Raw genomic sequence first — 24,344 nt, forward strand, 5'->3', positions numbered from 1 at the left:
GCGACGATGGGCGCGATTTATCCTACCCCCGAGGTAACCCCATGCGTTTCAATGTCCTGCTGGTTCTCGTTTTTTCCCTTTTCGCAACGGCCGCAAGCGCGCAAAGCCCGGTTCCCGAACGGCGCCTCGCACTGATCCGGAACACCGATTTCCCCGGCGGCGACATCCAGACGATTCTCGACACCACACTGGAGGCTTGCGAAACAGCCTGCCTTTCCAACGCGGCCTGTGTCGCGTTCACCTACAACACCCGTTCGCGCGCCTGTTTTCCGAAAAGCACGCTGGGCGACGCCTCCATTTACGAGGGCGCGTTTTCCGGTCGTGTACTGGTCACCGCGCCCGGGGTGCTGACGCAGGCTGAAACGCGCAAGGCGGAACTCGACTTCCTGCAGGACCACGATTTCGAATCTGCCCGAACCATGGCGCTCGACCTCACGAACCAGCACGTGCCGAACGACACCGCCGTCGCGGATTTCCTGAATTCGGCGGCGGATGCGCAGTCAAACGGCAATATCGTCTCGGCGTTCCGGCTTACCGCTGCAGCGGTCGTGCTTAGCGATGCGCCCGACCAGTGGACAGAACTTGCACGGCTCGGCCTCGCCATCGAATCAGACAAGAGTTCGGAAACCAGGGAATATCGGCGGCAGGCCCTGTCGGCGGCGATCAACGCCTACCTGCGCGCAGACAGCGCACCGGTTCAGCATAACGCGCTGGCCGTCATGGCCGAGGCGCTGGAAGCGAACGGTCGCGGACGTGACATGATCCCCGCCCTGCGTCTGGCACAATCCGTCTCACCCCGCACCGATACCGAGGAGATGCTGGACGACGCCATTGGCAAATACGGCTTCCGCATCGTCGAACACACCGTTGACAGCGACTCGGTCACACCCCGCGTCTGCGCCGAGTTCTCCGAAAACCTCGTCCGCGCCGGCATCGACTACACGCCCTATGTCCAGCTTCCCGAAGGCGGGATGACGGTGGAACCGGATCAGCGGCAGCTTTGCATCGGCGGCGTGCAGCACGGCGAACGCTATCGCGTGACTTTCCGCGAAGGTCTCCCCGCCGCCTCCGGCGAGGAACTCGCGAAATCCGTCACCCTGAACCTTTACGTCCGCGACCGTTCGCCCGCCGTCCGCTTCCCGGGCCGCGCCTACGTTTTGCCCGCGACCGGAGAGGTGAACATACCCGTCGAGACGGTGAACCTGACCGAGATCGAACTCACCCTGCGCAGGATCAGCGACCGCTCGATCATCCGCGCCGTGCAGGACGGCTATTTCGGCCGCCCGCTCGATCCGTGGGAAGAAAACCAGTTTAGCGACTCCATCGCCTCCACCGTCTGGGAAGGCACCGGTGAGGTCGGGCAGGAACTGAACAAGGATATCACCACGCGCCTGCCGTTGACCGATGTCGTGGGCGGGCTGGAGCCGGGCATTTATGCGCTTCAGGCCAGGATCCCCGATGCCGATCCCTATGACGAACCGGCGGCGACGCAATGGTTCGTTGTCAGCGATCTGGGCCTTGCAACGATGAGCGGTACAGACGGGCTGCACGTCTTCACCCGATCCCTCGCCTCGGCGGATCCGGTCGAGGGCGTGGAACTCACGCTCCTGTCCCGCGCCAACGCGATTCTTGGCGAAAGTGAGACTGACACAGAAGGTTATTCTCGTTTCGAACCGGGTCTGATGAACGGCACCGGCGGCGCCTCGCCTGCGATGGTGCTGGCGAAGCAGGGCGACGACCTGACGTTCCTGTCGCTCACCGATCCGGAATTCGACCTCTCTGACCGGGGCGTCGAGGGCCGCGCGCCCGCCGGCCCTATCGACACCTTCCTCACCACCGACCGCGGCGCCTATCGCGCAGGCGAGACGATCAACGCGACCGTCCTGACCCGCGACGGCGAAGCAGAGGCGATCGAGGGGCTGCCGCTGGTGGCGATCCTGACCCGGCCCGATGGTGTCGAATATGCCCACGCCATGAGCGTCGATTCCGTCGCGGGCGGTCATGTCTTTTCCTTCTCTACCTCCGGCGAGGCACCGCGCGGTGCCTGGCGGCTGGAAATCCACGCCGATCCCGACGCGCCCGCCATCGCCTCTGCCAATGTGCTGGTTGAAGACTTCCTGCCGGAACGTATCGACTTCGACCTGTCGCTGCCTGACGGGCCGATTCAGCCCGGCGACACTCCGCCTCTGACCATCGACGCCAGCTATCTCTTCGGCGCGCCCGCAGGCGACCTGCCGGTCGAAGGCGACGTCCGGCTCAGCGCTGTCCGCACGCTGGAGGATTGGCCCGGCTACGTCTTCGGGCGTTACGACAGCGACGTGCAGCCTGCCTTCTGGTACCTGCCGCCGGATATCCGCACCGGCGAGGACGGTACCGTGACCGTAGGTCTCGAAATGCCTGAGTTAGAGACGACATTCCGCCCGATGGAGGCGCGCGCCACCATCCGTGTCTCCGAAGGGTCGGGCCGCCCGGTGGAACGCTCCATCACCCATCCCGTCGCGCCGATGAACGCTGTCATCGGCATCAGGCCGAACTTCGACGGCACGCTCGCCGAGAACACCGAGGCTTCCTTCGGCCTCATCGCGCTCGACGAGGATCAGGCCGTCACCGACATGGACGTGCACTGGACGATCAGTCGGGTGCAGACCCGATACCAGTGGTACAGCTACGACGGTTACTGGGACTGGGAACCGGTCACCACGCGCTCTGTCGTGGCAGAGGGCGACGCCACGCTTGGCGAAACGCCCGCCACCGTCACCGCCCCGGTCGAATGGGGACGCTACGAGATCAAGGTCGAGGCGACCGGAGCCGATTACGTCGCCGCGTCCGAGGATTTCTATGCCGGCTGGTACGGTGGCGCCGATGCCTCCGCCACGCCCGACTTCCTCGAAATGTCGCTCGACGCCGAAAGCTACAGGCCCGGCGATACCGCAAAGGTCCGCATCGTGCCGCGCAATGCCGGCAAGGGCCTGATCACCGTCGTCTCCAATCGCCTGATCGACATGAAAGCGGTCGATCTCGTCGAGGGCGAGAACATCGTCGAACTGCCCGTGACCGATGACTGGGGTGCGGGCGCTTATGTCACCGCCACCGCGATCCGCCCGATGGACGTGGATGGCGGCCACAACCCCGCCCGTTCACTCGGCCTCGCCCACGCCGCCATCGACCCCGGCGCGCACAAGCTGTCCGTCGCGTTCGAGGTGCCGGATCAGGTCGATCCCCGCGGCCCGATGCCCGTCGCGCTCAAGGTCGGCGGCGTGACAGAGGGCGAAACCGCCTGGGCCACCATCGCCGCGGTGGATGTCGGCATCCTGAACCTCACCGGCTTCGACGCGCCCGACCCGAGCAGTCACTATTTCGCGCAAAGAAAGCTCGGAATGGGCCTCCGCGACGTCTATGGCCGCCTCATCGACGGCATGTCCGGCGCCATCGGCAACGTCCGTTCCGGCGGCGACTTCACCCCGATGTCCCGCAACGACACCCCGCCACCCACCGAAGAACTCGTCGCCTATTTCTCCGGCCCCGTCGAGGTCGGCGCCGACGGCTACGCCCGGACCGAATTCCAGCTCCCCTCCTTCAACGGCACCGTGCGCCTGATGGCCGTCGCCTGGTCGAAGACCGGCGTCGGGCAGGCCGACACCGACGTGCTGGTCCGCGACCCCGTCGTCGTCACCGCCAGCCTGCCGCGGTTCCTCGCTCCCGGCGACACCTCCCGCCTGCTGCTCGAAATCGTCCACGCCTCCGGCCCCGCCGGCCGCGTCGGCATGGACGTCGCCGCGCAGGGCGTGACACTGAACCGCGCCGTCCCCTCCGGCTTCGACCTCGCCGAGAACGGCAAGCAGACCTACGTCCTGCCGATCACCGCGACCGACACCGGCCTCGCCGAGGTCGACGTCACCCTCACCACCCCCGGCGGCAAGGTCCTGACCAAGACCCTGAAGCTGCCCGTCGAGGTCAACGACCCCGTCACCACAAGAACCACCCGCTTCGACCTCGCCGCGGGCGACACCTTCACCTTCGACAGTGACGTCTTCACCGGCTTCCGCGCAGGCACCGCCTCCGCCACCCTCGCCGCCGGTCCCATCGCAAAGCTCGACGCCCCCGGCCTCCTGCAGGCGCTCGACCGGTACCCCTACGGCTGTACCGAGCAGACGACGAGCCGCGCGCTGCCGCTGCTCTACCTCGACGAGGTCGCGCGCGCGGTGGGCCTCGCCAGGCGCGACGACCTTGCGATGCGCATCGATCAGGCCATCGACCGCGTCCTCACCCGGCAGGCCCCGAATGGCGCTTTCGGTCTCTGGCAGGCGCAATCCGGCGATTTCTGGCTCGACGCCTACGTCACCGACTTCCTGTCACGCGCAAAGGCCACCGGCCACGATGTCCCCGACATCGCCTTCCGCAACGCGCTCGACAACCTGCGCAACCGCGTCAACTACGCCCCCGACTTCGACGAGGGGGGCGAGGATATCGCCTACGCGCTCTATGTCCTCGCGCGTGAAGGCGCGGCATCCATCGGCGACCTGCGCTACTATGCCGACGTCAAGGCAGACGCCTTCGCCACGCCGCTTGCCCGCGCCCAGATCGGCGCCGCGCTGGCGGCCTATGGCGATCCGACCCGCGCCGACCGCATGTTCGGATCCGCCGCGCGCCTGATCGCCGGACAGCAAAGGGTTGAACCCCACCTCTGGCGCGCCGATTACGGCACCCGCCTCAGGGACCGCGCCGCCGTCCTGACCCTCGCGGTCGAGGCGGGCAGCAATGTCGTCAACCAGGACGCCCTGCTCGACAGCATCGCGCCCGTCGACACGCGCCGTTACCTTTCCACGCAGGAACAGGTCTGGTCGCTGCTCGCCACCCACGCGATGCTGGAAAACGACGCGTTCGGCACGCTCACCATGAACGGCGAGTCGCTTGAGGGCCCGCTAGTCAAGGTGGTCGAGGATGACACTGCCTTCAATCCGCTGGCGATCCGCAACGAGGGCGACAGCGACACCACGATCACGCTGACCACCTTCGGCGTCTCAGAGGTGCCGGAACCCGCCGGCGGCAAGGGCTACGGCATCTCGCGCCGCTACTTCGATATGGAAGGCAACCCGGTCGAACTGTCAGAGGTCGAACAGGGCATGCGCCTTGTCGCGGTCATCACCGTTCAGCCCTTCGAGAAGTCAGAGGCGCGGCTGATCGTCGACGATCCGCTGCCCGCCGGGTTCGAGATCGACAATCCGAACCTTATGCGCGGCGGCGACATCCGCGCGCTCGACTGGCTGGAGCTGGAGACCGACGTTCGCACCACCGAGTTCCGGCAGGACCGCTTCATCGCAGCGGTCGACTGGCGCTCGGGCGATGCGTTCCGCCTGGGCTATATCGTCCGCGCCGTTTCGCCCGGCGACTACCACCATCCCTCCGCCTCGGTAGAGGATATGTACCGGCCAGAATTCCGCGCCCACAGCGACGCGGGCCGCGTGACCGTAGTGGAATGAGCTGGTATAGTCTCTGGTTTCTCGCCCTGGCGCTGTTCCTCGCGGCGCTTGGGCGGGACCGGTTCGACCAGTGGGTCGATGCCACGGAATTGCCGCCGCTGGCTGTCGAAACCTCCGTCGAGATGCTTGACCGTAACGGCGTGCTGCTGCGCGCCTATACCGTTGCGGACGGGCGCTGGCGGCTGGCCGTTTCGCTGGACGGAGTCGATCCCGACTACCTGAAAATGCTGATCGCCTACGAAGACAAGCGCTTCTATGACCATCACGGCGTCGACACGGTGGCGATGATGCGCGCCGTGGGTCAGGCCGTCTGGCACCGCGAATTCGTATCCGGCGCCTCCACCCTGACGATGCAGGTGGCGCGCCTGCTGGAAAACGGCACCACCGGCCTCTGGCCGGGCAAGTTCCGGCAGATCCGCGTCGCGCTGGCGCTGGAACGTCGGCTCACCAAGGACGAGATCCTTGCACTTTACGTCAACCGCGCGCCATTCGGCGGAAACCTCGAAGGCGTCCGCGCCGCGACCTTCGCCTATTTCGGCAAGGAACCCCGGCGTCTGACCGTGGCGCAGGCGGCCCTTCTGGTGGCGCTGCCGCAGTCGCCGGAATACCGCCGGCCGGACCGTTTCAACGGTGCCGCGCACGATGCCCGCTCGCGGGTACTCGCCCGGGCAGAGGGCGCCGGAGTGATCGGCGAAGGCGCGCGGATCGCAGCTGAAACAGAGACTGTTCCGGCGAAAAGGCAACCGTTCCCTGCCCTCGCCCCGCATCTGACGGATCGCATGCGCGCCGATGAACCGGCGACGCAGGTGCATCGGCTGACCCTCGATTCCGCTCTGCAGGCGCGGCTTCAGGTACTGGCCGAACGTGCCGCGCGCGAGGCTGGCCAGCGTCAGTCCATCGCGCTGATGGTCGCCAATCACCGCACCGGTGAAATCCTCGCCTCCGTCGGCTCCGCAGGCTACGAGCCTGGCGCGCGCGAGGGCTTCGTCGACATGACACAGGCGGTGCGGTCGCCCGGCTCGACGCTGAAACCGCTGATCTACGGCCTCGCCTTCGACCAGGGGCTGGCGCATCCCGAAACGCTGATCGAGGATCGACCGGTCGCTTTCGGCACCTACGCGCCGCAGAATTTCGACGGAGAGTTCCGCGGCACCGTGCGGGTGCGCGAAGCCCTCGAAATGTCGCTGAACATCCCGGTGGTAAAGCTGCTCAACGCGCTCGGCCCGGCACGGCTGATGGCCCATCTGCGCCGCGCCGGAACCGAGGCCGAGCTGCCCGGCGACCAGCCCGGCCTTGCCGTCGCGCTGGGCGGTGTCGGTGTCAGTCTCGAGGGGCTCATGCGTCTCTATTCCGGGCTTTCCAATGGCGGTAAGGCTGTCGTGCTGTCTGCGCGGCAGGGCGTAAGACAGCCCGAAGTGCCGCAGGTTGTGCTGTCATCGGAAAGCGCGTGGATGATCGGCGATATCCTGTCCGACATCCCGCCGCCGCGTGGTGCCGCACGTACCGGGCTGGCCTACAAGACCGGCACCTCCTACGGCCACCGCGACGCATGGGCGATCGGCTACGACGGCACCCATGTGGCAGGCGTCTGGATGGGCCGGCCCGATGGCACGCCCGTACCCGGCGCTTTCGGTGGCGAGGTTGCAGCTCCCATCCTGTTCGAGGCATTTGCGCTGCTCAAACCCTCGCTCGACCGCCTGCCGCCCCCGCCGCCCTCCACCCTGATCGTCGGCAATGCAGGCCTGCCGCAGCCGTTGAAACGGTTCCGCCCCCGTGACGCCGCTTTCTCCGACGCGCCGGACGCCCCGGCGGTGGCCTTTCCACCGGATGGCGCAAGGGTGGATACCGGCGGCGGTATGCTGTCGGTGAAGGTACGCGACGGCCGCCCGCCCTTCACCTGGCTGGCGGATGGGCGGCCCGTCCTTTTGCGAAGCCACGACCGCAGCGCAATGATCCCGCTGCCGGGGCCGGGCTATGTCACCCTGTCGGTCATCGATTCCGAGGGGCGCTCGGCCCACAGCGCCGTCTGGCTGGACTAGAGCATCTCGATCTGGGCCGGACACGAACCGCATCACGCACAGCGCTGAAATCTCCGATCTCAGGCAGGGCAGCGTGACCTTGTTCCGTTCGGCAATGCTCCGGGTTTCACAGGAGTCCGCAAACAGACGTTTGCGCTAACATCAATAAAAACAGCGCCTTAAAAGGCGTCCCCATGGGGACGCCTAGATTCTTTCTATCGCCAGGGCGATCCCCTGACCCCCTCCGATACACATCGTCACCAGCGCCCGGCGCCCCCCGATCCGCTCCAGCTCATAGAGCGCCTTCACCGTGATGATCGCCCCCGTGGCCCCCACTGGATGGCCCAGCGCGATGGCACCCCCGTTCGGATTGACCTTCTCCGGATCCAGCCCCAGCTCCTTGTTCACCGCAAGCGCCTGGGCGGCGAAGGCCTCGTTCGATTCGATCACATCGAAGTCGTCCGCCGTCAGCCCGGTCCTCTCCAGAAGCTTCTGAACGGCTGGCACTGGCCCGATCCCCATCACCTCCGGTCGGACCCCCGCATGCGCATAGCCAAGCACCCTGGCCCGCGCCTTCAGACCCGCTTTCTCGGCAGCCTCCGCCCGCGCCAGAACAATCGCCGCCGCCCCATCATTGATCCCCGAAGCGTTCCCGGCTGTCACCGTCCCGTCCTTCTGGAACGCCGGCCTCAGACCCGCGAGTTTCTCAAGGCTCGTCGACTTCGGATGCTCGTCCGTATCGAAGGCCACGACGTCCCGTTTCACTTTCACCTCGACCGGCACGATCTGATCCTTGAATCGGCCTCCCGAGATCGCCGCCGCCGCCCGCGTCTGGCTCTCCATCGCGAAGGCATCCTGCGCCTCGCGGGTGATCTGGTGCTCGGCCGCGACGTTCTCTGCCGTGACACCCATATGCCCCGTCCCGAATGGACAGTTCAGCGCCCCTAGCATCATGTCCTGAGCACTGAAGTCGCCCATCTTCTGGCCCCACCGCGCCTGCGGAATGATGTAGGGCGACCTGCTCATGCTCTCCGCTCCGCCGGCGATCCCGAACTCCGCGTCGCCCATTGCCAGCGACTGCACCACCGACACGATCGCCTGCGCCCCCGACCCGCAAAGACGGTTCACGTTCATCGCCGGCGTCGTATCCGGAACTCCCGCCTCCATCGCCGCCGCCCGCGACAGGTACATGTCCCGCGGCTCGGTATTGATCACATGCCCGTAAGCCACGTGTCCAACCTGCCCCGGCTCCACCCCGGCCCGCGCCATAGCCTCTTTCGCGACGGTCGCGCCCAGCTGGATCGGAGGCGTTGCAGCCAGCGCGCCGCCAAAGGTGCCGATGGCCGTCCGCGCACCGCTCAGAATGACGATGTCTTCCATGATCTCCTCCATTTCCCTGCCGTATTTTAATCCTTAGACGACGGACCTGTCCTGCGACAATTTCTGCACTGCAGCAAGAAAAGCCGCGGCATCATCACCGAGACGCGAGAGAACCCGAGCCTCGTATTCCCGTGCCAGCGGCGTCATCTCTTCCATCAGCGCCGTCCCTTTTTCCGTCAGCGCCAGCGAGATCAACCGCCGGTCGCTCTCGTTCAATTTCTTGGTGATATAGCCCGCCGCCTCAAGCCGACTGGCGGCGCGGCTGATCTTGGATTTGTCGAGCTCCACCTGAACGTGGATGTCACGCACAGACACCGAATCGGCCTGGCTGAGATGCGCCAGAACCCGCCATTCCGCGCGGCTAATCCCGAAGCGTTCCCGATAGAGTGTCGCAAAATCCTTCGAGACGCGTTCGGACAGTACTGCGAGCTGATATGGCAGGAACTGGCTGAGATCAAAGTCGAGCATGGGACATCCCGGTCGTTGCAGGTGCAATGAAGGCACGAATCCGCCCGGCGGGCAACCGGCCAGCCCTTGACATCGTTGCAATTGCAACGATAGGGTTCGCGCACGGTGCGGCTGCCCGCCCAAACGCACCGTTCAGGAGGATCAAATGAACAAGCAGGCCACTTTGCGCGACATGGTGCGCGATGCGTCGACCGTCGGCACGCTTGACGGTTACATGCCCGGCTTCGGCAATGATTTCGAAACCGAGGCGCTTCCCGGTGCGCTACCGCAGGGCATGAACTCTCCGCAGAAATGCAATTATGGCCTTTATGGCGAACAGCTTTCCGGCACCGCCTTTACCGCGCCGTCGCATCAGAACGAGCGGACATGGTGCTATCGCATTCGCCCCTCTGTGAAGCATTCACACCGCTACGAAAAGATCGACGTTCCCTTCTGGAAATCCGCGCCGAACATAGACCCGGACGTGACCTCACTGGGCCAGTACCGCTGGGACCCGGTGCCGATGACCGAAGAGTCGCTGACCTGGATTACCGGCATGCGCACGATGACCACCGCGGGCGACGTGAACACCCAAGTGGGCATGGCGGCGCATATCTATCTGGTCACCGAATCGATGGTGGACGAGTACTTCTATTCCGCCGATTCCGAGCTGCTCGTTGTCCCGCAGGACGGCAAGCTGCGGTTTTACACCGAACTGGGGATCATCGACCTTGAGCCGAAGGAGATCGCCGTGATCCCGCGCGGCCTGCTCTACCGGGTTGAACTGGTGGATGGCCCGGCGCGGGGTTTCGTCTGCGAGAATTACGGTCAGAAATTCGAACTGCCGGGCAGGGGGCCGATTGGCGCGAACTGCCTTGCCAACCGGCGCGACTTCAAGACGCCTGTCGCGGCCTTCGAGGATCGCGAAACCCCTTCTACAGTGACGATCAAGTGGTGCGGACAGTTTCATGAAACGCATATCGACCACTCGCCGCTGGACGTGGTCGCGTGGCACGGCAACTACGCTCCGGTGAAGTACGATCTGCGCACCTACTGCCCGGTCGGCGCGATCCTTTTCGACCACCCGGACCCATCAATCTTCACCGTTCTCACCGCGCCCTCTGGCACGCCCGGTACAGCCAATATCGACTTCGTCCTGTTCCGCGAGCGCTGGATGGTGGCGGAGGATACGTTCCGCCCGCCCTGGTACCACAAGAACGTCATGTCCGAGCTGATGGGAAACATCTATGGCCAGTACGATGCCAAGCCGCAGGGATTCGTCCCGGGTGGCATGAGTCTGCACAACATGATGCTGCCGCACGGACCGGACCGGAACGCCTTTGAAGGCGCGTCCAATGCGGACCTGAAGGCCGAGAAGCTCGACAACACCATGTCCTTCATGTTCGAGACGCGGTTCCCGCAGCACCTGACGGCATTTGCCGGCAAGGAGGCACCGCTTCAGGACGACTACATAGACTGCTGGACGTCACTGGAGAAAAAGTTCGACGGGACGCCGGGCAAGAAGTGAAGACCGCCATCGTCCTCGCGCTTGGCATCCTGATTGCCGGGATGATCGTCTACGGGGTGTTGCTTTACCGCGACGCCCCGTGGGACGAAGCGGGCGACGAAAGTGCTGACTGACAGGGAATCGCGATGCTTCTGAAATCCTGGATCGCCTCGGCGAATTCGGCCGAAACCGAATTTCCGCTGAACAACCTGCCTTACGGCGTATTTTCCGTAGGCGACGGCGACCTGCGCTGCGGTGTGGCTATCGGGGACCGGATCCTCGACGTCACCGGGCTGGAAGAATCCGGCACGCTTCGCTCCGACCCGGACGTTGACGTGCTGGACGTACCCTTCTGGAACGACTTCATGGAAATGGGCCCGAAGGTCTGGACGGAGTATCGCGCCAAGCTTCAGGCGTTGCTGGCCGTGGGAGCGGAAGAACAGACCCAGGAAACCTGTACCTTCTATTCCGTCCCGATGTCCGAGGCGACGCTCCACATGCCATTCCGGGTTGCGGAATACACCGATTTCTATGCCGGCAGGAACCACGCCTTCAACGTCGGCACCATGTTCCGCGGGCCGGAGAATGCATTGCCGCCGAACTGGCTGCATATTCCCATCGGCTATAATGGGCGTGCTTCGTCTGTTACGGTCTCGGGAACCGATGTGCGGCGGCCATGGGGGCAACTGAAAGCGCCGGATCAGGAGATGCCGGTTTTCGGACCGTGCAAGCGGTTCGATATCGAACTGGAGATGGGCGCCATAGTCGGCCAGCCCTCCGACGCACCGGTCACGGTGCAGGAAGCCGACGATATGATCTTTGGCTACGTCCTGCTCAACGACTGGTCGGCGCGCGATATCCAGGCTTGGGAATACCAGCCACTGGGTCCGTTCCAGGCGAAAGCAACGGCGACGTCGATCAGCCCGTGGATTGTGACCAAAGCAGCGCTGGAGCCGTTCCGCTGTTCCACGCCGGAACGTGAGAAGGAGTTGCTGCCTTACCTGAGCGAACCCGGGCCAATGCTGTACGACATCCCCCTTTCAGTCTCTATCAAGACGGAAAAGGCCGAGGTGCCGGAGGTTCTGTCGCGGACGAACTATCGCGAGATGTACTATTCCGCGGCCCAGCAGCTGGCGCATCACACCACGGCGGGGTCGCCGATGAATGTGGGCGATCTGCTGGGATCCGGAACGATTTCCGGCGCCACGAAGACGGAGCGCGGCTCGCTGCTGGAGCTTAGCTGGGGCGGCAAGGAACCGATTGAACTGGCATCGGGCGAGACCCGCAGCTTCATCGAGGATGGAGATATGCTTACGCTTTCGGGCGCCGCGCAGGGTGACGGTTACAGGGTTGGTTTCGGCGATTGCACCGGGAGAGTGATCCCGGCGCTGGACGATCCCTACGCGAGGGGCAAATGACCCTAGCCGCCCTGCTGCCATTGCAAGACGCTGTCGAGCGGCCAGACCAGCATAAGGATGTTGAGCGCCAGCCCGTCGCGGATCAGGTACATCGTCAGCACCTCGAAGCCGATCACGATAGCGACGCTGGCCCAGACCGGAATGCGGCTTGCAAGGAAGAAGCCGAGCACCATCGCCAGAACATCGACCAACGAATTGATGATGCTGTCACCGTTGTAATCGAACGACACCGTGTGTGTGCGATAGCGCTCGATCACCCAGGCGGAATTCTCGACGATTTCCCAGGCGACCTCGACCGCAACAGCGATGGCGAGACGCGTGCCGAAGGGCAGGCGGCGGGCAAAAAGCCAGAGAATTCCGTAGAACAGGATGCCGTGCAGCAGGTGGCTGGGTGTGTACCAGTCAATCAGATGCTGGCTGCTCTGTTCGGTCGGGACATTCCCGCCCCAGAGCTGCACGTATCCGCAGGGGCAGATCAGGTTGCGGCCGTTCAGGTACAGAATGACAACCATGGCCATCAGGATGGCCAACGATATCCAGTAGGGCAGCGCGCGTTTCGTCATTCGCGCGAGGCAAGCATATGGGCGCAGCGGCGTCCAGAGAGTTGAAAGGACCACAGGCATGGCCAAGGCATTCGCGTCGCAAGGCGACATGGCGGAGAAGGACATCAGCTTTACCGAGATCGGTGACGGGCTTTATGCCTTTACCGCGCAGGGCGATCCCAACTCCGGCGTGATCATCGGCGACGAGTCGGTGATGATCGTCGAAGCGCAGGCGACCCCGCGGCTGGCACGGAAGGTGATCGAGTGCGTGCGGACCGTGACGGACAAGCCGATCTCTCACCTCGTTCTGACCCACTACCACGCCGTCCGGGTACTCGGTGCCTCCGCCTTCATGGCGCCTCAGGTCATCATGTCGGAAAACGCCCGCGCGCAGGTAGTCGAACGAGGGCAGGAGGATTGGGACAGCGAATTCGCCCGGTTCCCGCGGCTTTTCCAGGGGCACGAGGAGATCCCCGGCCTGACCTGGCCGACGACCACGTTCAACGGGCGAATGAGTGTCTATCTCGGGCAAAGGCGCATCGACATCATGCAGGTGGGTCGCGCGCATACTGCCGGGGATTCGGTAATCTATGTACCGGATCAGAACGTGATGTTTACCGGCGATATCGTCGAATACAAATCGGCCTGCTATTGCGGCGACGGGCATTTCCACGACTGGCCCGGTACCGTTGAGAACATCCGGGCCTGGGATCTGGACGCCATCGCACCGGGCCGCGGCGATGCTCTGGTCGGGCGCGACATGGTCAACGCGGCGCTCGATTCCACGACCGATTTCGTTCGCTCCACCTATCGCCCCGCCGCGAAGGTCGCGCTTGCGGGCGGGTCATTGAAAGACGCATGGGACGCGGTGCGCGCGGAATGCGATCCGAAGTTCAGCGACTATGCAATCTATGAACATTGCCTGCCGTTCAATGTTGCCCGTGCCTACGACGAAGCCCGTGACATCGACACGCCGCGCATCTGGACCGCCGAGCGCGACAAGGAGATGTGGGACGCATTGCAGGGATAGGGATGCATGGAACCGTACCGGACAATGGCGCTGAACAACGCCTGGGCGAATTCGACATTTTACAGTGCGATGGCGGGACTGTCGGAGGCCGAGTTCACGGCACCGCGTCCGGGGTTCTTTCCGTCGATCTGCAAGACGATGAACCATATCTATGAGGTCGATCTCTTCTACGTCGACGCCTTGGTCGAGGGCGGTCTGGGCCGGTCGGTCTATGACCGCGACCCGGTCACGGAAATCGGCTTGCTTGGAGAGCTTCAGGCAGATGTCGACATGCGCCTCGCCGTGTTCTGCTCAGGGCTAAACGAAGATGACCTTTCACGGCGTGTACTGACGGAGCGGGGCCACGACCCGAACGTGACCGAAGAGATTGGCGCACTCCTGCTGCATCTGTTCCAGCATCAGATCCACCATCGTGGCCAAGCGCATGTGCAGCTTCAGGACGCGGGGGTCGCGCCACCGCAGCTGGACGATTTTCATCTGGAGGACGGACGCGTGCCGTCGGCAATGGCGTACTTCGGTTAAATTAGGGACTGTCGGAGAGGGGTAGGTGCCGTGCATCGGGCGTTGACCCTAATGATCCGAAATCTTGGGAGGACCATCGATGCCCTACGACTACCAACCCTTTCCCTATGTCGCTCCACCGGGTTTGAGCCGCCCGGAACCGCGGCATCGTGTCGTGATTGTCGGCGCTGGTCCTATCGGACTCGCCATGGCACTTGAGTTGGCGAACCACGGCGTGGAGAGTGTCATCATCGATGACAATGACGTCGTCTCCGTTGGCAGCCGCGCGATTTGCTGGTCGAAGCGCAGCCTCGAGATTCTCGACAGGCTGGGTGTCGGAGAGCGTGCCGTCGAAAAAGGAGTTACCTGGAAGGTCGGCCGGACATTCCATCGGGATGCGGAAGTCTTCAATTTCGACCTGTTGCCGGAAGAGGGCCACAAGATGCCGGCCTTCGTGAATCTGCAGCAGTATTACGTCGAGCAGTATCTGGTGGAGGCGGTGCAAGCCAATGATCTGATCGACCTGCGCTTCAAAAACAAGGTTACGGGTATCGAGCAAAATGCCGACTTCGCGCGCGTAGAGGTCGAGACACCGGATGGCACCTATTCGCTGGAGGCCGAATACCTGATCGCATGCGACGGTGCGCGCTCTCCCGTCCGCGGAATGATGGGGTTGGAATTCGATGGCGAGTTGTTCGAAGAACGGTTCCTGATCGCGGATATCGAGATGAAAGCCGACACGCCCCCGGAACGCTGGTTCTGGTTCGAACCGACATTTCATACGGGTCAGTCGGCTCTGCTGCACAAGCAGCCGGACAACATCTATCGCATCGACCTGCAGCTTGGATGGGATGCCGATCCGGAAGAAGAGCGGAAGCCCGAGCACGTGATCCCGAGGATCGAAAAAGTCGTCGGACATTCCGATTTCAAGCTCGACTGGGTCAGCGTCTACACGTTCCAGTGCCGTCGGCTGCAGCGTTTCGTGCATGACCGAGTGATCTTTGTCGGCGACAGTGCTCATGTCGTCTCCCCCTTCGGGGCGCGGGGCGGCAATGGAGGCCTGCAGGATGTCGACAACCTGGGCTGGAAGCTGGCGGCTGTGCTGGAGGGGAGTGCCGAAACAGTTTTGTTAGAGACTTATGACACCGAGCGCATTCATGGCACTGACGAGAACATCATGAATTCGTCGCGGTCGACCAAATTCATGACTCCCGCGGACGGTGCGGAGCGGCTGTTTCGTGATCAGGTGCTCGCGCTGGCGGCCAAAGCGCCCTTTGCCCGGAGTTGGGTCAACTCCGGCCGCCTGTCGATTCCCTGCGTCTACCCCAGCCACGGAAATGACGATCCCGCAATGCCAAGAGCCTCACGACCGGGCACTGTGGCGCCAGATGCGCCGTTGGGCAACGACTGGCTGCTCAGCCAGTTGGGCGGCCGGCTGGTATTGCTGGTCCTCGGCGCCGAACTCGACAACATCGATGGTGCGGAGATCATTCGCCCCGAAGTCACCGACACGATCCGCAGACGCTACCTTGGTAGCGAACAGCGTGCCATCTACCTGATCCGCCCGGATCAGGTCGTGGCTGCACGCTGGCCCTATACCGACAAGACGGCGATTGAGCGCGCCATTGCAGATATCTGGAGAGGCGCATGAGCCATCTGCTCGATACACCAAACCTCACCGATCATGACGGGTTCTACGCCGAGTTGCTCGCGGCGCATAAGGGGCTGAGCGAACCTGAAAGCCACGCATTGAATGCACAGCTTGTGCTGATCCTTGCCAACCATATTGGCGACCGTCAAGTATTGAGCGAGGCCCTGGTGCTGGCCAGAAAGGTCTAAAGGACCACGCGGCCCGAGTTCGTCAGCACCCAGGCATCGCGGCCCTCGAAAACCGCGGCTGTCATCGGCCGGCCGTATCCCGCACCAGTGTCGAGATTCACGCGATTCCCGTGATGCTCTGGCTGTTCCGCCGGGGTGTGACCGTGGATGATCAGCTTTCCGTGGTCGCGGCTGTCGTCGAGAAACTCGTACCGAATCCAGATCAGATCATCCTTTGCCTGCTCATGAAGCGGTACACCGGGGCGAATGCCGGCGTGGACACAGAACAGGTCCTCGGTCTCGTAGTACAATGGCAGGCTGTTCAGGAACGAGATGTGCTCTCCGGGGATAGCCTTCAGCGCCTCTTCCTGAACAGCCTTCGGATCGGCGTTATCGCCCATCTCCACGCCGTAGGACGCAAGCGTCGCGGGACCGCCAAGGTTAGGGCGAAGCCAGAACTCTGCCATGTCGAAGAGCGGGTCGTCATGGTCTTCGAAATTCAGGAAGTCGAGAAACATCTGGTCGTGATTGCCGCGGATCACCTCCCACGGTTCGCCTCGTTCGACACCTGCTATCAGGTCGGTGATGACACCCGCCGAGTCGGGCCCGCGATCAGTCAGATCGCCCAAATGGACCAGCGGCGCATCCATATCGCCGAGCACATCACGATCCGCCGCAACGCGGGCATGGGCAGCGCGAAGCATTTCTCGCTGCCCATGAATGTCGCCAATGGCATATAGCCGCATTCGGTGTCCTCTCAGGGTCTAGTCGACATCGAACCGCAACGGACGAACCTGCTGGAACAGCCCGGTTTCATTGAGCGCCTTGATCGCCTGCTCCGACGGTTGCTCGTCAAGATAGAGCAGCGCGATGGCATTCTTACCGCGCTCGGACCGGCCCAGAGTGAAGTTCGCGATATTCACACCGTTGGTTCCGAGGGTCCCGCCCAGCGTACCGATTATTCCCGGAACGTCCTTGTTCGTGGTGTAGAGCATATGCTCACCGACTTCGGCATCGATATTGATACCCTTGATCTGGATGAAGCGTGGCTTGTGATCTGAGAACACGGTGCCTGCGATGGAGCGTTCGCGCGTGGGGGTGACCACCGTCAACTTCATGTAGCCGTCAAAAACACCGGATTTTGTCTGCGTGGTCGTGGCGATGTCGATGCCGCGTTCTTTGGCGACGACGGGGGCCGAGACCATGTTCGCATCCGGGTTGGTGGCCTTCATGATCCCCGCCAGCGCGGCCGAGGTCAGTGCGGCGACGTTCATGTCGGCCGCGTGGCCGTCGTAGAGGATGTTGATAGCCTCGATCGGTTCATCGGTCAGCTGTCCGGCGAAGCCGCCAAGGTGACCCGCAAGCTTGATCCACGGCCCCATCACCTTGGCCTCTTCGGCGGTGACGGAGGGCATGTTCAGCGCGTTCTGAACCGCACCGGTCAGCAGGTAATCCGACATCTGCTCGGCGATCTGCAGGGCGACGTTTTCCTGCGCCTCGGTTGTGGACGCACCGAGGTGCGGAGTGCAGACGACATTCGGCAGGTCGAACAGCGGGTTCTCGACGGCGGGTTCCTCCGCGAAAACATCGAACGCTGCGCCAGCGACATGGCCGGATTTCAGCAGTTCAGCCATCGCCTCCTCATCCACCAATCCGCCACGAGCGCAGTTGATGATGCGCACACCTTTCTTGGTTTTCGCCAAGTTCTCGCGCGAAAGGATGTTCCGGGTCGAGTCTGTCAGCGGCACATGTAGCGTTATGAAATCGGCGCGCTTCAGAAGCTCGTCGAGTTCCACCTTCTCGACGCCCATGTTGTCGGCCTTCTCCTGACCGAGATAGGGGTCATACGCGACGACCTTCATTTTCAGGCCCAGCGCCCGGGCGCAGACGATGCCGCCGATGTTCCCGGCGCCGATCACGCCAAGGGTCTTGCCGGTCAGCTCGACTCCCATGAACTTCGACTTTTCCCATTTGCCGGCATGGGTCGATGCGGATGCCTCGGGGATCTGCCGGGCCACCGCAAACATCAGTGCGATGGCGTGTTCCGCCGTGGTGATCATGTTCCCGAAAGGCGTGTTCATGACGATCACGCCTTTTTTAGAAGCTGCTTCCTTGTCGATGTTGTCCGTGCCGATCCCGGCACGGCCCACGACCTTCAGCTTGTCCGCCTTTTCCAGGATGGTCGGCGTGACTTTGGTGGCCGAGCGGATCGCGAGGCCATCATACTGCCCGATGATTTCGGCCAGTTTTTCTTTGTCCTTACCCACGTCGGGCAGGAAATCCACGTCAATCCCGCGGTCGCGGAAGATCTGAACGGCGGTTTCCGACAGCTTGTCGGAGACGAGTACTTTGGGAGCCATATTCGATGGTCCTTTGAAACAATTATCCGGGGGAGGAAGGTGCGCCGGTCCGGCGCACCTGAATTTGTAAGTTGGAATACTGACGCGTCAGGCCGACGCTGTCTGATCCTCGAGCACCTGTTCGAAGGCCCATTTGAGCCAGAGCGTCAGCTTCTCGATATCCGCCGATTCGATCGTGCCGCCGCACCAGATCCGCAGGCCCGGAGGCGCATCGCGGTAGGCGCCGATGTCGTAGGCGGCGTTGTAGTCGTCCAGCTTCTTGGCGACCGCCTTGGCGAAAGCCGCCCCGTCCTTGATCCGGTCGTCAGTGAACTTGAGGCAGACACTTGTGTTCGACCGCGTTGCAGGATCGACGGCGAGGTTCGAGAGCCAATCGTTCCGGTCGCAGAAATCCCAAAGCACTTTGGCGTTGGTATCTGCACGTTCGATCAGCTTCGGAAGGCCGCCAATCGATTTCGCCCAATCCAGAGACTGCAAATAGTCTTCAACAGCCAGCATCGACGGTGTGTTGATCGTCTCTCCGACGAACACTCCTTCGATCAGCTTACCGCCCTTGGTCAGGCGGAAAATCTTCGGCAGCGGCCAGGCGGGTGTATAGCTTTCCAGCCGCTCTACGGCACGCGGGCTGAGGATCAGCATGCCATGCGCCGCCTCACCACCCAGCACCTTCTGCCAAGAGAAGGTAACGACATCCAGCTTTTCCCACGGCAGGTCCTGCGCGAAAGCAGCCGAGGTCGCGTCGCAGATCGTCAGACCGGCACGGTCGGCCGGGATCCCATCGCCGTTCGGAACGCGCACGCCAGAGGTGGTTCCATTCCAGGTAAAGACGACATCGGTATCGAAATCGACGGTAGCGAGGTCGACGATCTCGCCATAGTCGGCGGTCTTGACCTCGGCATCCAGCTTCAGCTGCTTGACCACGTCGGTCACCCAGCCGGCGCCGAAGCTCTCCCAGGCCAGCATCGTGGCCTTGCGCTCGCCCAGCAGCGACCACATCGCCATTTCCATCGCGCCAGTATCGGAAGCAGGAACGATGCCGACGCGGTAGTCATCCGGTATACCAAGGATTTCGCGCGTACCGTCGATGGCAGCCTTCAGCTTGGCCTTGCCGACTGCGGCGCGATGCGAACGGCCAAGTGCGGCGTCCGACAGCTTATCCAGGGAAAAATGCGGGGGTTTGGCACAGGGGCCAGAGGAGAACCGCGGATTTGCCGGCCGCGATGCCGGTTTTCTCGTATCCATCTATGGATATCCTTCCAGATATACGCCCCTCGTTGGGGAGGGGTGTCCCGCCGCCGCACATACGCCCGCGACACGTGTCTGGCAAGATGGCTCGTGCTGTCGCGTTTCGGAAAAGTTTTCACGATCATCATTAGGCGCAACAATTATGCCCCGGCTGCAGACGGGACAGGCGCTCGACTGCCAATGCGTTGGCCATGGCGGGAAACCGGAAAAACCACCATGTTCGCCTTACCGTCGTGTCCGGTTGACATGCCGCCAGGGGCTTGGTGATGAAACGTACGAAGCAAGAGACGCGTTCCGAGCGCGTTTACCAGTAAGGACCGGACCCACTTTTACCCTTTGTTAATCGCGGCTATAGGCCGTGCGGTCTTCTGCAGCAGCTACACCTACGGCAAACCGCGTATGTTCATCGTTTCCCTGATATCCGGCACCAACAGTCCCGGCCTCGACCCCGCACTTTGCAGTTCGCTTCGCAATGCGTGGGGCGGTGGCGATCTTGTCTGGCTTTCGCGCGGCGAGGCGGCCGAGTTTCCGGTAGAAGAAGTGCCGGAGAACCGCTGGGATGTCTGGAAAGATTGCCAGGCGCTGGGCGTGGACCTGAACGTCCTGCCGGCGGTTGGTCGGCGCAAGAAAATGCTGCTGGCAGATATGGATTCGACACTGATACAGCAGGAATGCGTCGATGAACTCGCCGAGGAGGCCGGTGTCGGCGAGCGCGTGGCGGATATCACCGCGCGAGCCATGAACGGCGAACTGGAATTCGAGGCGGCGTTACGCGAGCGTGTGGGCCTTTTGAAGGATCTGCCAGTCGCCGTCATTGGCAAGGTTCTGGCCGAGAGGATCACTTATACGCCCGGCGGCAAGGCGCTGGTCGCGACGATGAAAGCGAACGGCGCATTCGCGATTCTGGTCTCTGGCGGTTTCACCGCGTTCACCGAGGACGTCGCAGCAACCCTGGGATTCGACAAGCACCGCGCTAACACACTGCTTGTCGAGAACGGCAAACTGACCGGCGAAGTGGCGGAGCCAATCCTTGGCCGTGACGCGAAGATAGCATCACTCCGGGAGCAGGCGCAGAGGCTGCAAATGGCGGAAACCGACGTGGTCGCGGTGGGCGATGGAGCGAACGATCTGGGGATGCTGGGCCTCGCCGGACTGGGGGTTGCGCTTCACGCGAAGCCGTCCGTGCAGGAGCAGTGCGACATTCGGGTCAACCACGGTGACTTGTCTGCGCTGCTCTACCTGCAGGGCTATTCCAAGGACGAATTCGTCACTGACTAAGGTCAGAATAGTCCCGAAACTGGCCGGATCTCTCCAACAGAAAGACCACGCCGGTTCGGAATCGGTGGGTTGCGCCGCGCAATTGTTGCTGGATGGTTTGGATCCAGTACCCCAAGGCGCACGAGAATCGCGGCGATCACACATTCACTCGCACGCGTCGTGCCGTCCGAAATCTTCACCGCGACGCCCATCTTCCGTTCTGGGATGATCGCGATAAAGACCGCTTCAGCACCGGTCTTGATTGGAACCCGGCCACCCATCGCACGCATCAGTTCCGTGCAGGCCCTGCCTTCGCCGGCCACGAGACTTGGATGCAGACCCATTGCGTCGCGAAGCCGTACAGCGGCCCTTTCTCGCACCGAGCCATCGGGATTTGCCGATGCAAAGAAGGCCATCGCCCGCGCCATTCCGTGGACCGTGGTCGCAAAGTTGGGGGCAGAACAGCCGTCAATTCCATATCCCGGCGAGGCTGCCCCGGTCACATCCTCGAACGCTTCCCGCACGGCGAGCTGTACCGGATGCTCGGGGAACGTGTACTCCGGGCCGGCCCCAAGGTGCTGCGTCAGCGTCAGAAAGCCGGTGTGTTTTCCCGAGCAGTTATTGTGCCACTGGCATGCGCTGCCGTAGGCGCGGATCATCTGGTTCGCGGTTTCCGTATCGCGCGGAAACTCCGGGCCGCAGCGCAGCGCGTCATCGTTCAATCCGAGGTCTGACAGCCATGTCTGCACGCGTTCCGTATGTTCCGCGGCCCCATTGTGCGAAGCACAGGCCAAAGCCAGATGCTCTGTGACAAGTCCCCGTGCATCGGCCGCACCGCTCTCTATCAACGGCAGAGCTTGTATCATCTTGGCGGACGAGCGCGGCAAAATGACCTGATCGGGATCGCCCCAGGATTCAACGATATCTCCACGTGAATCACATACAACGGCATGTCCCGTATGAATCGATTCAAGGAACTGTCCGCGCCAAACCTCTACCAACGGCACCGCGTTACTCATGAATTCTCCTTCAACCCTGCGCGATTTTTCGCTGCCAGCCCTTTTAAATATCAGCAACAATCCGTTAAAGTCTGGCCAGATGAGGAAAAACATCGCATGTCCGCTCGGGAAGGTCACGAAAGATAGATCGCCGAGGGCAGCGAGAGGCAGAATTGGCTGGAGGCTGTGAGACGAATGCATTCACGTCTTGTCCGCGGTTTAATGTACGCCGCCGTGGTGGCATTGCCCGCGATGGCGGGCGCACAGGAGGAGTCGCGCAATCGTGTCGCGGCGCATACCGACTGGAGCGTATTCGAAAAGCCCGAGAGCTGCAGCACGGACGTCGGTGATGGCGGCGAATGCCCCGCGGATTCGGTGCTGCCGCATCAGTGCTGGAGCGTAAGCGCGCCTGAAGAGACGGTGAACACTCGCGATGGCCGCGTCGTGGCAGTTCGTCGCGGCGATATCCTGCTGTTCGTGTCGTTCGTGCCGAATTCCAACGTGGCCGGGCAAATTTCCTTTACCGGCGGGTATCCTTTCGACGACGGATCCACAGTGACGCTGACTGTTGGCGACAACAGTTTTGACCTGTTCACTCAAGGCGAGATGGCCTGGGCGCAGGACGAATCGGACGATGCGCGCATCATCGAAGCCATGAAGGCCGGTGCGGAAGCGGTGCTGGTCGGTGAGTCGTCTCGCGGGACGAAAACCGAGGACACGTTCTCGCTGTTCGGCTTCACGGCCGCGGTGGACGAGGCTGCCGAGCGCTGCAGCAGTTAGGTTGCGCGGATTGCCGCGCTTGGCCAGACTGCGGCCATGAACGCTTCGTTGACATTCCAGTCTCCTGAAGAGACCGCCGCATTCGCGGCGGCCCTCGCGCCTCTACTGAAGCCAGGAGACGCGATCTTGCTTCAAGGCGGTCTGGGTAGCGGCAAGACGCATTTCGCGAGGTCTTTGATCCAGGCTCGACTGTCGGCAGCCGGGTTGGCCGAGGATGTTCCGTCGCCAACTTACACGCTTGTACAGGTCTACGATGACGGCCTGTCCGAGATCTGGCATTGCGATCTCTACCGACTGAGCGGGCCGCATGATGTCGTGGAACTGGGACTGGAAGAAGCGTTCTCTTCGGCGATCTGTCTCATCGAGTGGCCTGACAGGCTGGACGATTTTGCGCCCAGGAGCGCGTTGACCCTGGAACTGTCGATGACTGACGCGCCGGGCAAACGTACCTCTCACTTCACATCGGACTCGCCGAGATGGCGGGAGTTAATGACCCGAGTTTTACCGGACACCGTCAATGGCTGACCGCATGTTCCTGATTCTGGATTTTTTGACGCGCGAGGGATGGAGGGACGCGTTGCGAACGCCGTTGGCCGGAGATGCATCTGCGCGCCGTTACGAACGGCTGCAAGGGGCGAAAGGTCCCGCGATCCTGATGGACGCGCCGCCGGATAACGGGCAGGACGTGAGCCTATTCATCAGGGTTGCCACGCATTTGCGCCGCTCCGGTTTCAGTGCCCCGGAGATCTATGCCGCCGACGAGGAAGCCGGCCTGATACTGCTTGAGGATCTGGGCAACGAGGTTTTTGCCAAACTTGTCGCCGACGACCCCTCGCGGGAGGCCGATTTGTATCGGGCCGCGACCGACATGCTCCTGTCGGTACGCAATGTCGAGATCCTGCCGGAGCTACACGTGTTCACGCCAGCCCGGCTTTCCGAGATGCTCGACCCGTTCTTCGACTGGTATGTGGATCCACAGGGTTGCAATGTCTCCGTTGCCGCGCGAAGCGACATCACCGGCATGTTAGAGAAGCTTTTTTCCGAATTCCTCTCTGATGAGGTCGTCTTCTGCCTGCGCGATTGCCATGCCGAAAACCTTATGTGGCTTGGCGATCGGGCAGGGTTGGCTCGCGTCGGACTGCTCGACTTTCAGGATGCTGTGGCGGCCCATCCTGCCTATGATGTCGTGTCAATGCTTCAGGACGCACGGCGGGACGTTTCGCCGAACGTGAGCGAGGCGGTCCTTGATCGTTTCATCCGGGAAAGCGGTGCGGACGCAGAACGGTTTCGGACCGCATTCGCACTGCTCGGCCTGCAGCGGAACCTCCGAATACTCGGCATATTTGGCCGGCTTTCCTTGCAACTTGGCAAACCGGGATATGTCCGGCTGATCCCGCGAGTCTGGAACCATGTACAGACAAATCTTGCGCATCCAGTCTTGTTGCAGCTCGCCGATCGACTGGCCGGGGCGCTTTCAGAACCGACAGACACCAGTCTGCAAAGGTTAACGCCTCATGTCCCGGCCTGACGCCGCGTTGCTTTTTGCCGCAGGTCTCGGCACAC

General features: G+C 62.7%; 19 protein-coding genes. 12 read left to right on the forward strand and 7 right to left on the reverse strand.

What is annotated here, in order from left to right; genetic code table 11:
• Positions 1-41: 41 nt before the first annotated feature.
• Together HCO70_RS15495 and pbpC are read left to right on the forward strand one after the other, a co-directional pair.
• Positions 42-5,480 carry an alpha-2-macroglobulin family protein gene (locus HCO70_RS15495; RefSeq protein ID WP_172297777.1) on the forward strand — a complete coding sequence of 1,813 codons (5,439 nt, stop codon included), beginning with the start codon at positions 42-44 and terminating at the stop codon, positions 5,478-5,480.
• Positions 5,477-7,519, forward strand: coding sequence for a penicillin-binding protein 1C (gene pbpC, locus HCO70_RS15500; RefSeq protein ID WP_172297779.1), 2,043 nt, complete (start codon positions 5,477-5,479; stop codon positions 7,517-7,519). The genes HCO70_RS15495 and pbpC overlap by 4 nt, the downstream gene beginning before the upstream one ends.
• A gap of 183 nt (positions 7,520-7,702) precedes the next feature.
• Here pbpC and HCO70_RS15505 read toward each other — a convergent pair whose 3' ends face one another.
• Positions 7,703-8,878, reverse strand: a complete 1,176-nt coding sequence (locus tag HCO70_RS15505; RefSeq protein WP_172297781.1) for an acetyl-CoA C-acyltransferase family protein — start codon at positions 8,876-8,878, stop codon at positions 7,703-7,705.
• A 33-nt stretch (positions 8,879-8,911) separates the two neighbouring features.
• Positions 8,912-9,346 (reverse strand): MarR family winged helix-turn-helix transcriptional regulator, encoded by a 435-nt coding sequence (locus HCO70_RS15510; protein WP_172297782.1) that lies wholly within the window; start codon positions 9,344-9,346, stop codon positions 8,912-8,914.
• Positions 9,347-9,491: 145 nt separating this feature from the next.
• Here HCO70_RS15510 and hmgA point away from each other — a divergent pair, with 145 nt between their 5' ends.
• Both hmgA and fahA read left to right on the forward strand, forming a co-directional pair.
• Entirely contained in the window at positions 9,492-10,853 is a 1,362-nt protein-coding gene (hmgA, locus tag HCO70_RS15515) for a homogentisate 1,2-dioxygenase (RefSeq protein ID WP_172297784.1), read from the forward strand.
• A gap of 125 nt (positions 10,854-10,978) precedes the next feature.
• A complete protein-coding gene (gene fahA / locus HCO70_RS15520) occupies positions 10,979-12,250 on the forward strand; it encodes a fumarylacetoacetase (protein ID WP_172297786.1) in 1,272 nt (423 codons plus the stop codon).
• 2 nt (positions 12,251-12,252) lie between these two features.
• On the opposite strand, the gene HCO70_RS15525 is transcribed toward fahA, so the two are convergent.
• A complete protein-coding gene (locus HCO70_RS15525; RefSeq protein WP_172297787.1) occupies positions 12,253-12,813 on the reverse strand; it encodes a DUF2585 domain-containing protein in 561 nt (186 codons plus the stop codon).
• 58 nt (positions 12,814-12,871) lie between these two features.
• Here HCO70_RS15525 and HCO70_RS15530 point away from each other — a divergent pair, with 58 nt between their 5' ends.
• The 4 genes from HCO70_RS15530 (at position 12,872) to HCO70_RS15545 (ending at position 16,162) form a co-directional block, all read left to right on the forward strand.
• Entirely contained in the window at positions 12,872-13,822 is a 951-nt protein-coding gene (locus tag HCO70_RS15530; RefSeq protein WP_172297789.1) for an MBL fold metallo-hydrolase, read from the forward strand.
• 24 nt (positions 13,823-13,846) lie between these two features.
• Complete coding sequence (locus HCO70_RS15535) at positions 13,847-14,344, forward strand: DinB family protein (RefSeq protein WP_253913325.1); 498 nt, start codon at positions 13,847-13,849, stop codon at positions 14,342-14,344.
• A 79-nt stretch (positions 14,345-14,423) separates the two neighbouring features.
• Positions 14,424-15,974: an FAD-dependent oxidoreductase gene (locus HCO70_RS15540; RefSeq protein ID WP_172297792.1), complete on the forward strand. Its 1,551-nt coding sequence runs from the start codon at positions 14,424-14,426 to the stop codon at positions 15,972-15,974.
• Complete coding sequence (locus HCO70_RS15545; RefSeq protein WP_172297793.1) at positions 15,971-16,162, forward strand: DUF2783 domain-containing protein; 192 nt, start codon at positions 15,971-15,973, stop codon at positions 16,160-16,162. The genes HCO70_RS15540 and HCO70_RS15545 overlap by 4 nt, the downstream gene beginning before the upstream one ends.
• Here HCO70_RS15545 and HCO70_RS15550 read toward each other — a convergent pair.
• The 3 genes from HCO70_RS15550 to HCO70_RS15560 all read right to left on the reverse strand — a co-directional run bounded on the left by HCO70_RS15550 (position 16,159) and on the right by HCO70_RS15560 (position 19,743).
• Positions 16,159-16,887 carry a metallophosphoesterase family protein gene (locus tag HCO70_RS15550; protein WP_172297795.1) on the reverse strand — a complete coding sequence of 243 codons (729 nt, stop codon included), beginning with the start codon at positions 16,885-16,887 and terminating at the stop codon, positions 16,159-16,161. The two genes, HCO70_RS15545 and HCO70_RS15550, sit on opposite strands and share 4 nt — an antisense overlap.
• Positions 16,888-16,905: 18 nt before the next feature.
• Entirely contained in the window at positions 16,906-18,501 is a 1,596-nt protein-coding gene (gene serA, locus HCO70_RS15555) for a phosphoglycerate dehydrogenase (protein WP_172297796.1), read from the reverse strand.
• Between the two features lie 87 nt (positions 18,502-18,588).
• Positions 18,589-19,743, reverse strand: coding sequence for a phosphoserine transaminase (locus HCO70_RS15560; protein WP_172297798.1), 1,155 nt, complete (start codon positions 19,741-19,743; stop codon positions 18,589-18,591).
• 402 nt (positions 19,744-20,145) lie between these two features.
• Here HCO70_RS15560 and serB point away from each other — a divergent pair, with 402 nt between their 5' ends.
• The gene (gene serB / locus HCO70_RS15565) at positions 20,146-21,024 is read left to right on the forward strand and encodes a phosphoserine phosphatase SerB (RefSeq protein ID WP_172297800.1); all 879 of its coding nucleotides are present in this window, start codon (positions 20,146-20,148) and stop codon (positions 21,022-21,024) included.
• 2 nt (positions 21,025-21,026) lie between these two features.
• On the opposite strand, the gene HCO70_RS15570 is transcribed toward serB, so the two are convergent.
• Positions 21,027-22,022 (reverse strand): asparaginase, encoded by a 996-nt coding sequence (locus HCO70_RS15570; protein WP_172298259.1) that lies wholly within the window; start codon positions 22,020-22,022, stop codon positions 21,027-21,029.
• A gap of 201 nt (positions 22,023-22,223) precedes the next feature.
• Here HCO70_RS15570 and HCO70_RS15575 point away from each other — a divergent pair, with 201 nt between their 5' ends.
• From HCO70_RS15575 to HCO70_RS15585, 3 genes are read left to right on the forward strand one after another with little or no spacing between them, the layout of a single operon-like run.
• Complete coding sequence (locus tag HCO70_RS15575; RefSeq protein ID WP_253913326.1) at positions 22,224-22,781, forward strand: invasion associated locus B family protein; 558 nt, start codon at positions 22,224-22,226, stop codon at positions 22,779-22,781.
• Between the two features lie 36 nt (positions 22,782-22,817).
• Positions 22,818-23,306 (forward strand): tRNA (adenosine(37)-N6)-threonylcarbamoyltransferase complex ATPase subunit type 1 TsaE, encoded by a 489-nt coding sequence (gene tsaE, locus HCO70_RS15580; RefSeq protein WP_172297804.1) that lies wholly within the window; start codon positions 22,818-22,820, stop codon positions 23,304-23,306.
• Positions 23,299-24,309 (forward strand): aminoglycoside phosphotransferase family protein, encoded by a 1,011-nt coding sequence (locus HCO70_RS15585; protein ID WP_172297806.1) that lies wholly within the window; start codon positions 23,299-23,301, stop codon positions 24,307-24,309. Before tsaE ends, HCO70_RS15585 begins: the two co-directional genes overlap by 8 nt.
• The last annotated feature ends 35 nt before the right edge of the window (positions 24,310-24,344 follow it).

Origin of the sequence: Pseudoruegeria sp. HB172150, from assembly GCF_013184805.1 — a bacterium.
Taxonomy (GTDB): Bacteria; Pseudomonadota; Alphaproteobacteria; order Rhodobacterales; family Rhodobacteraceae; genus Psychromarinibacter.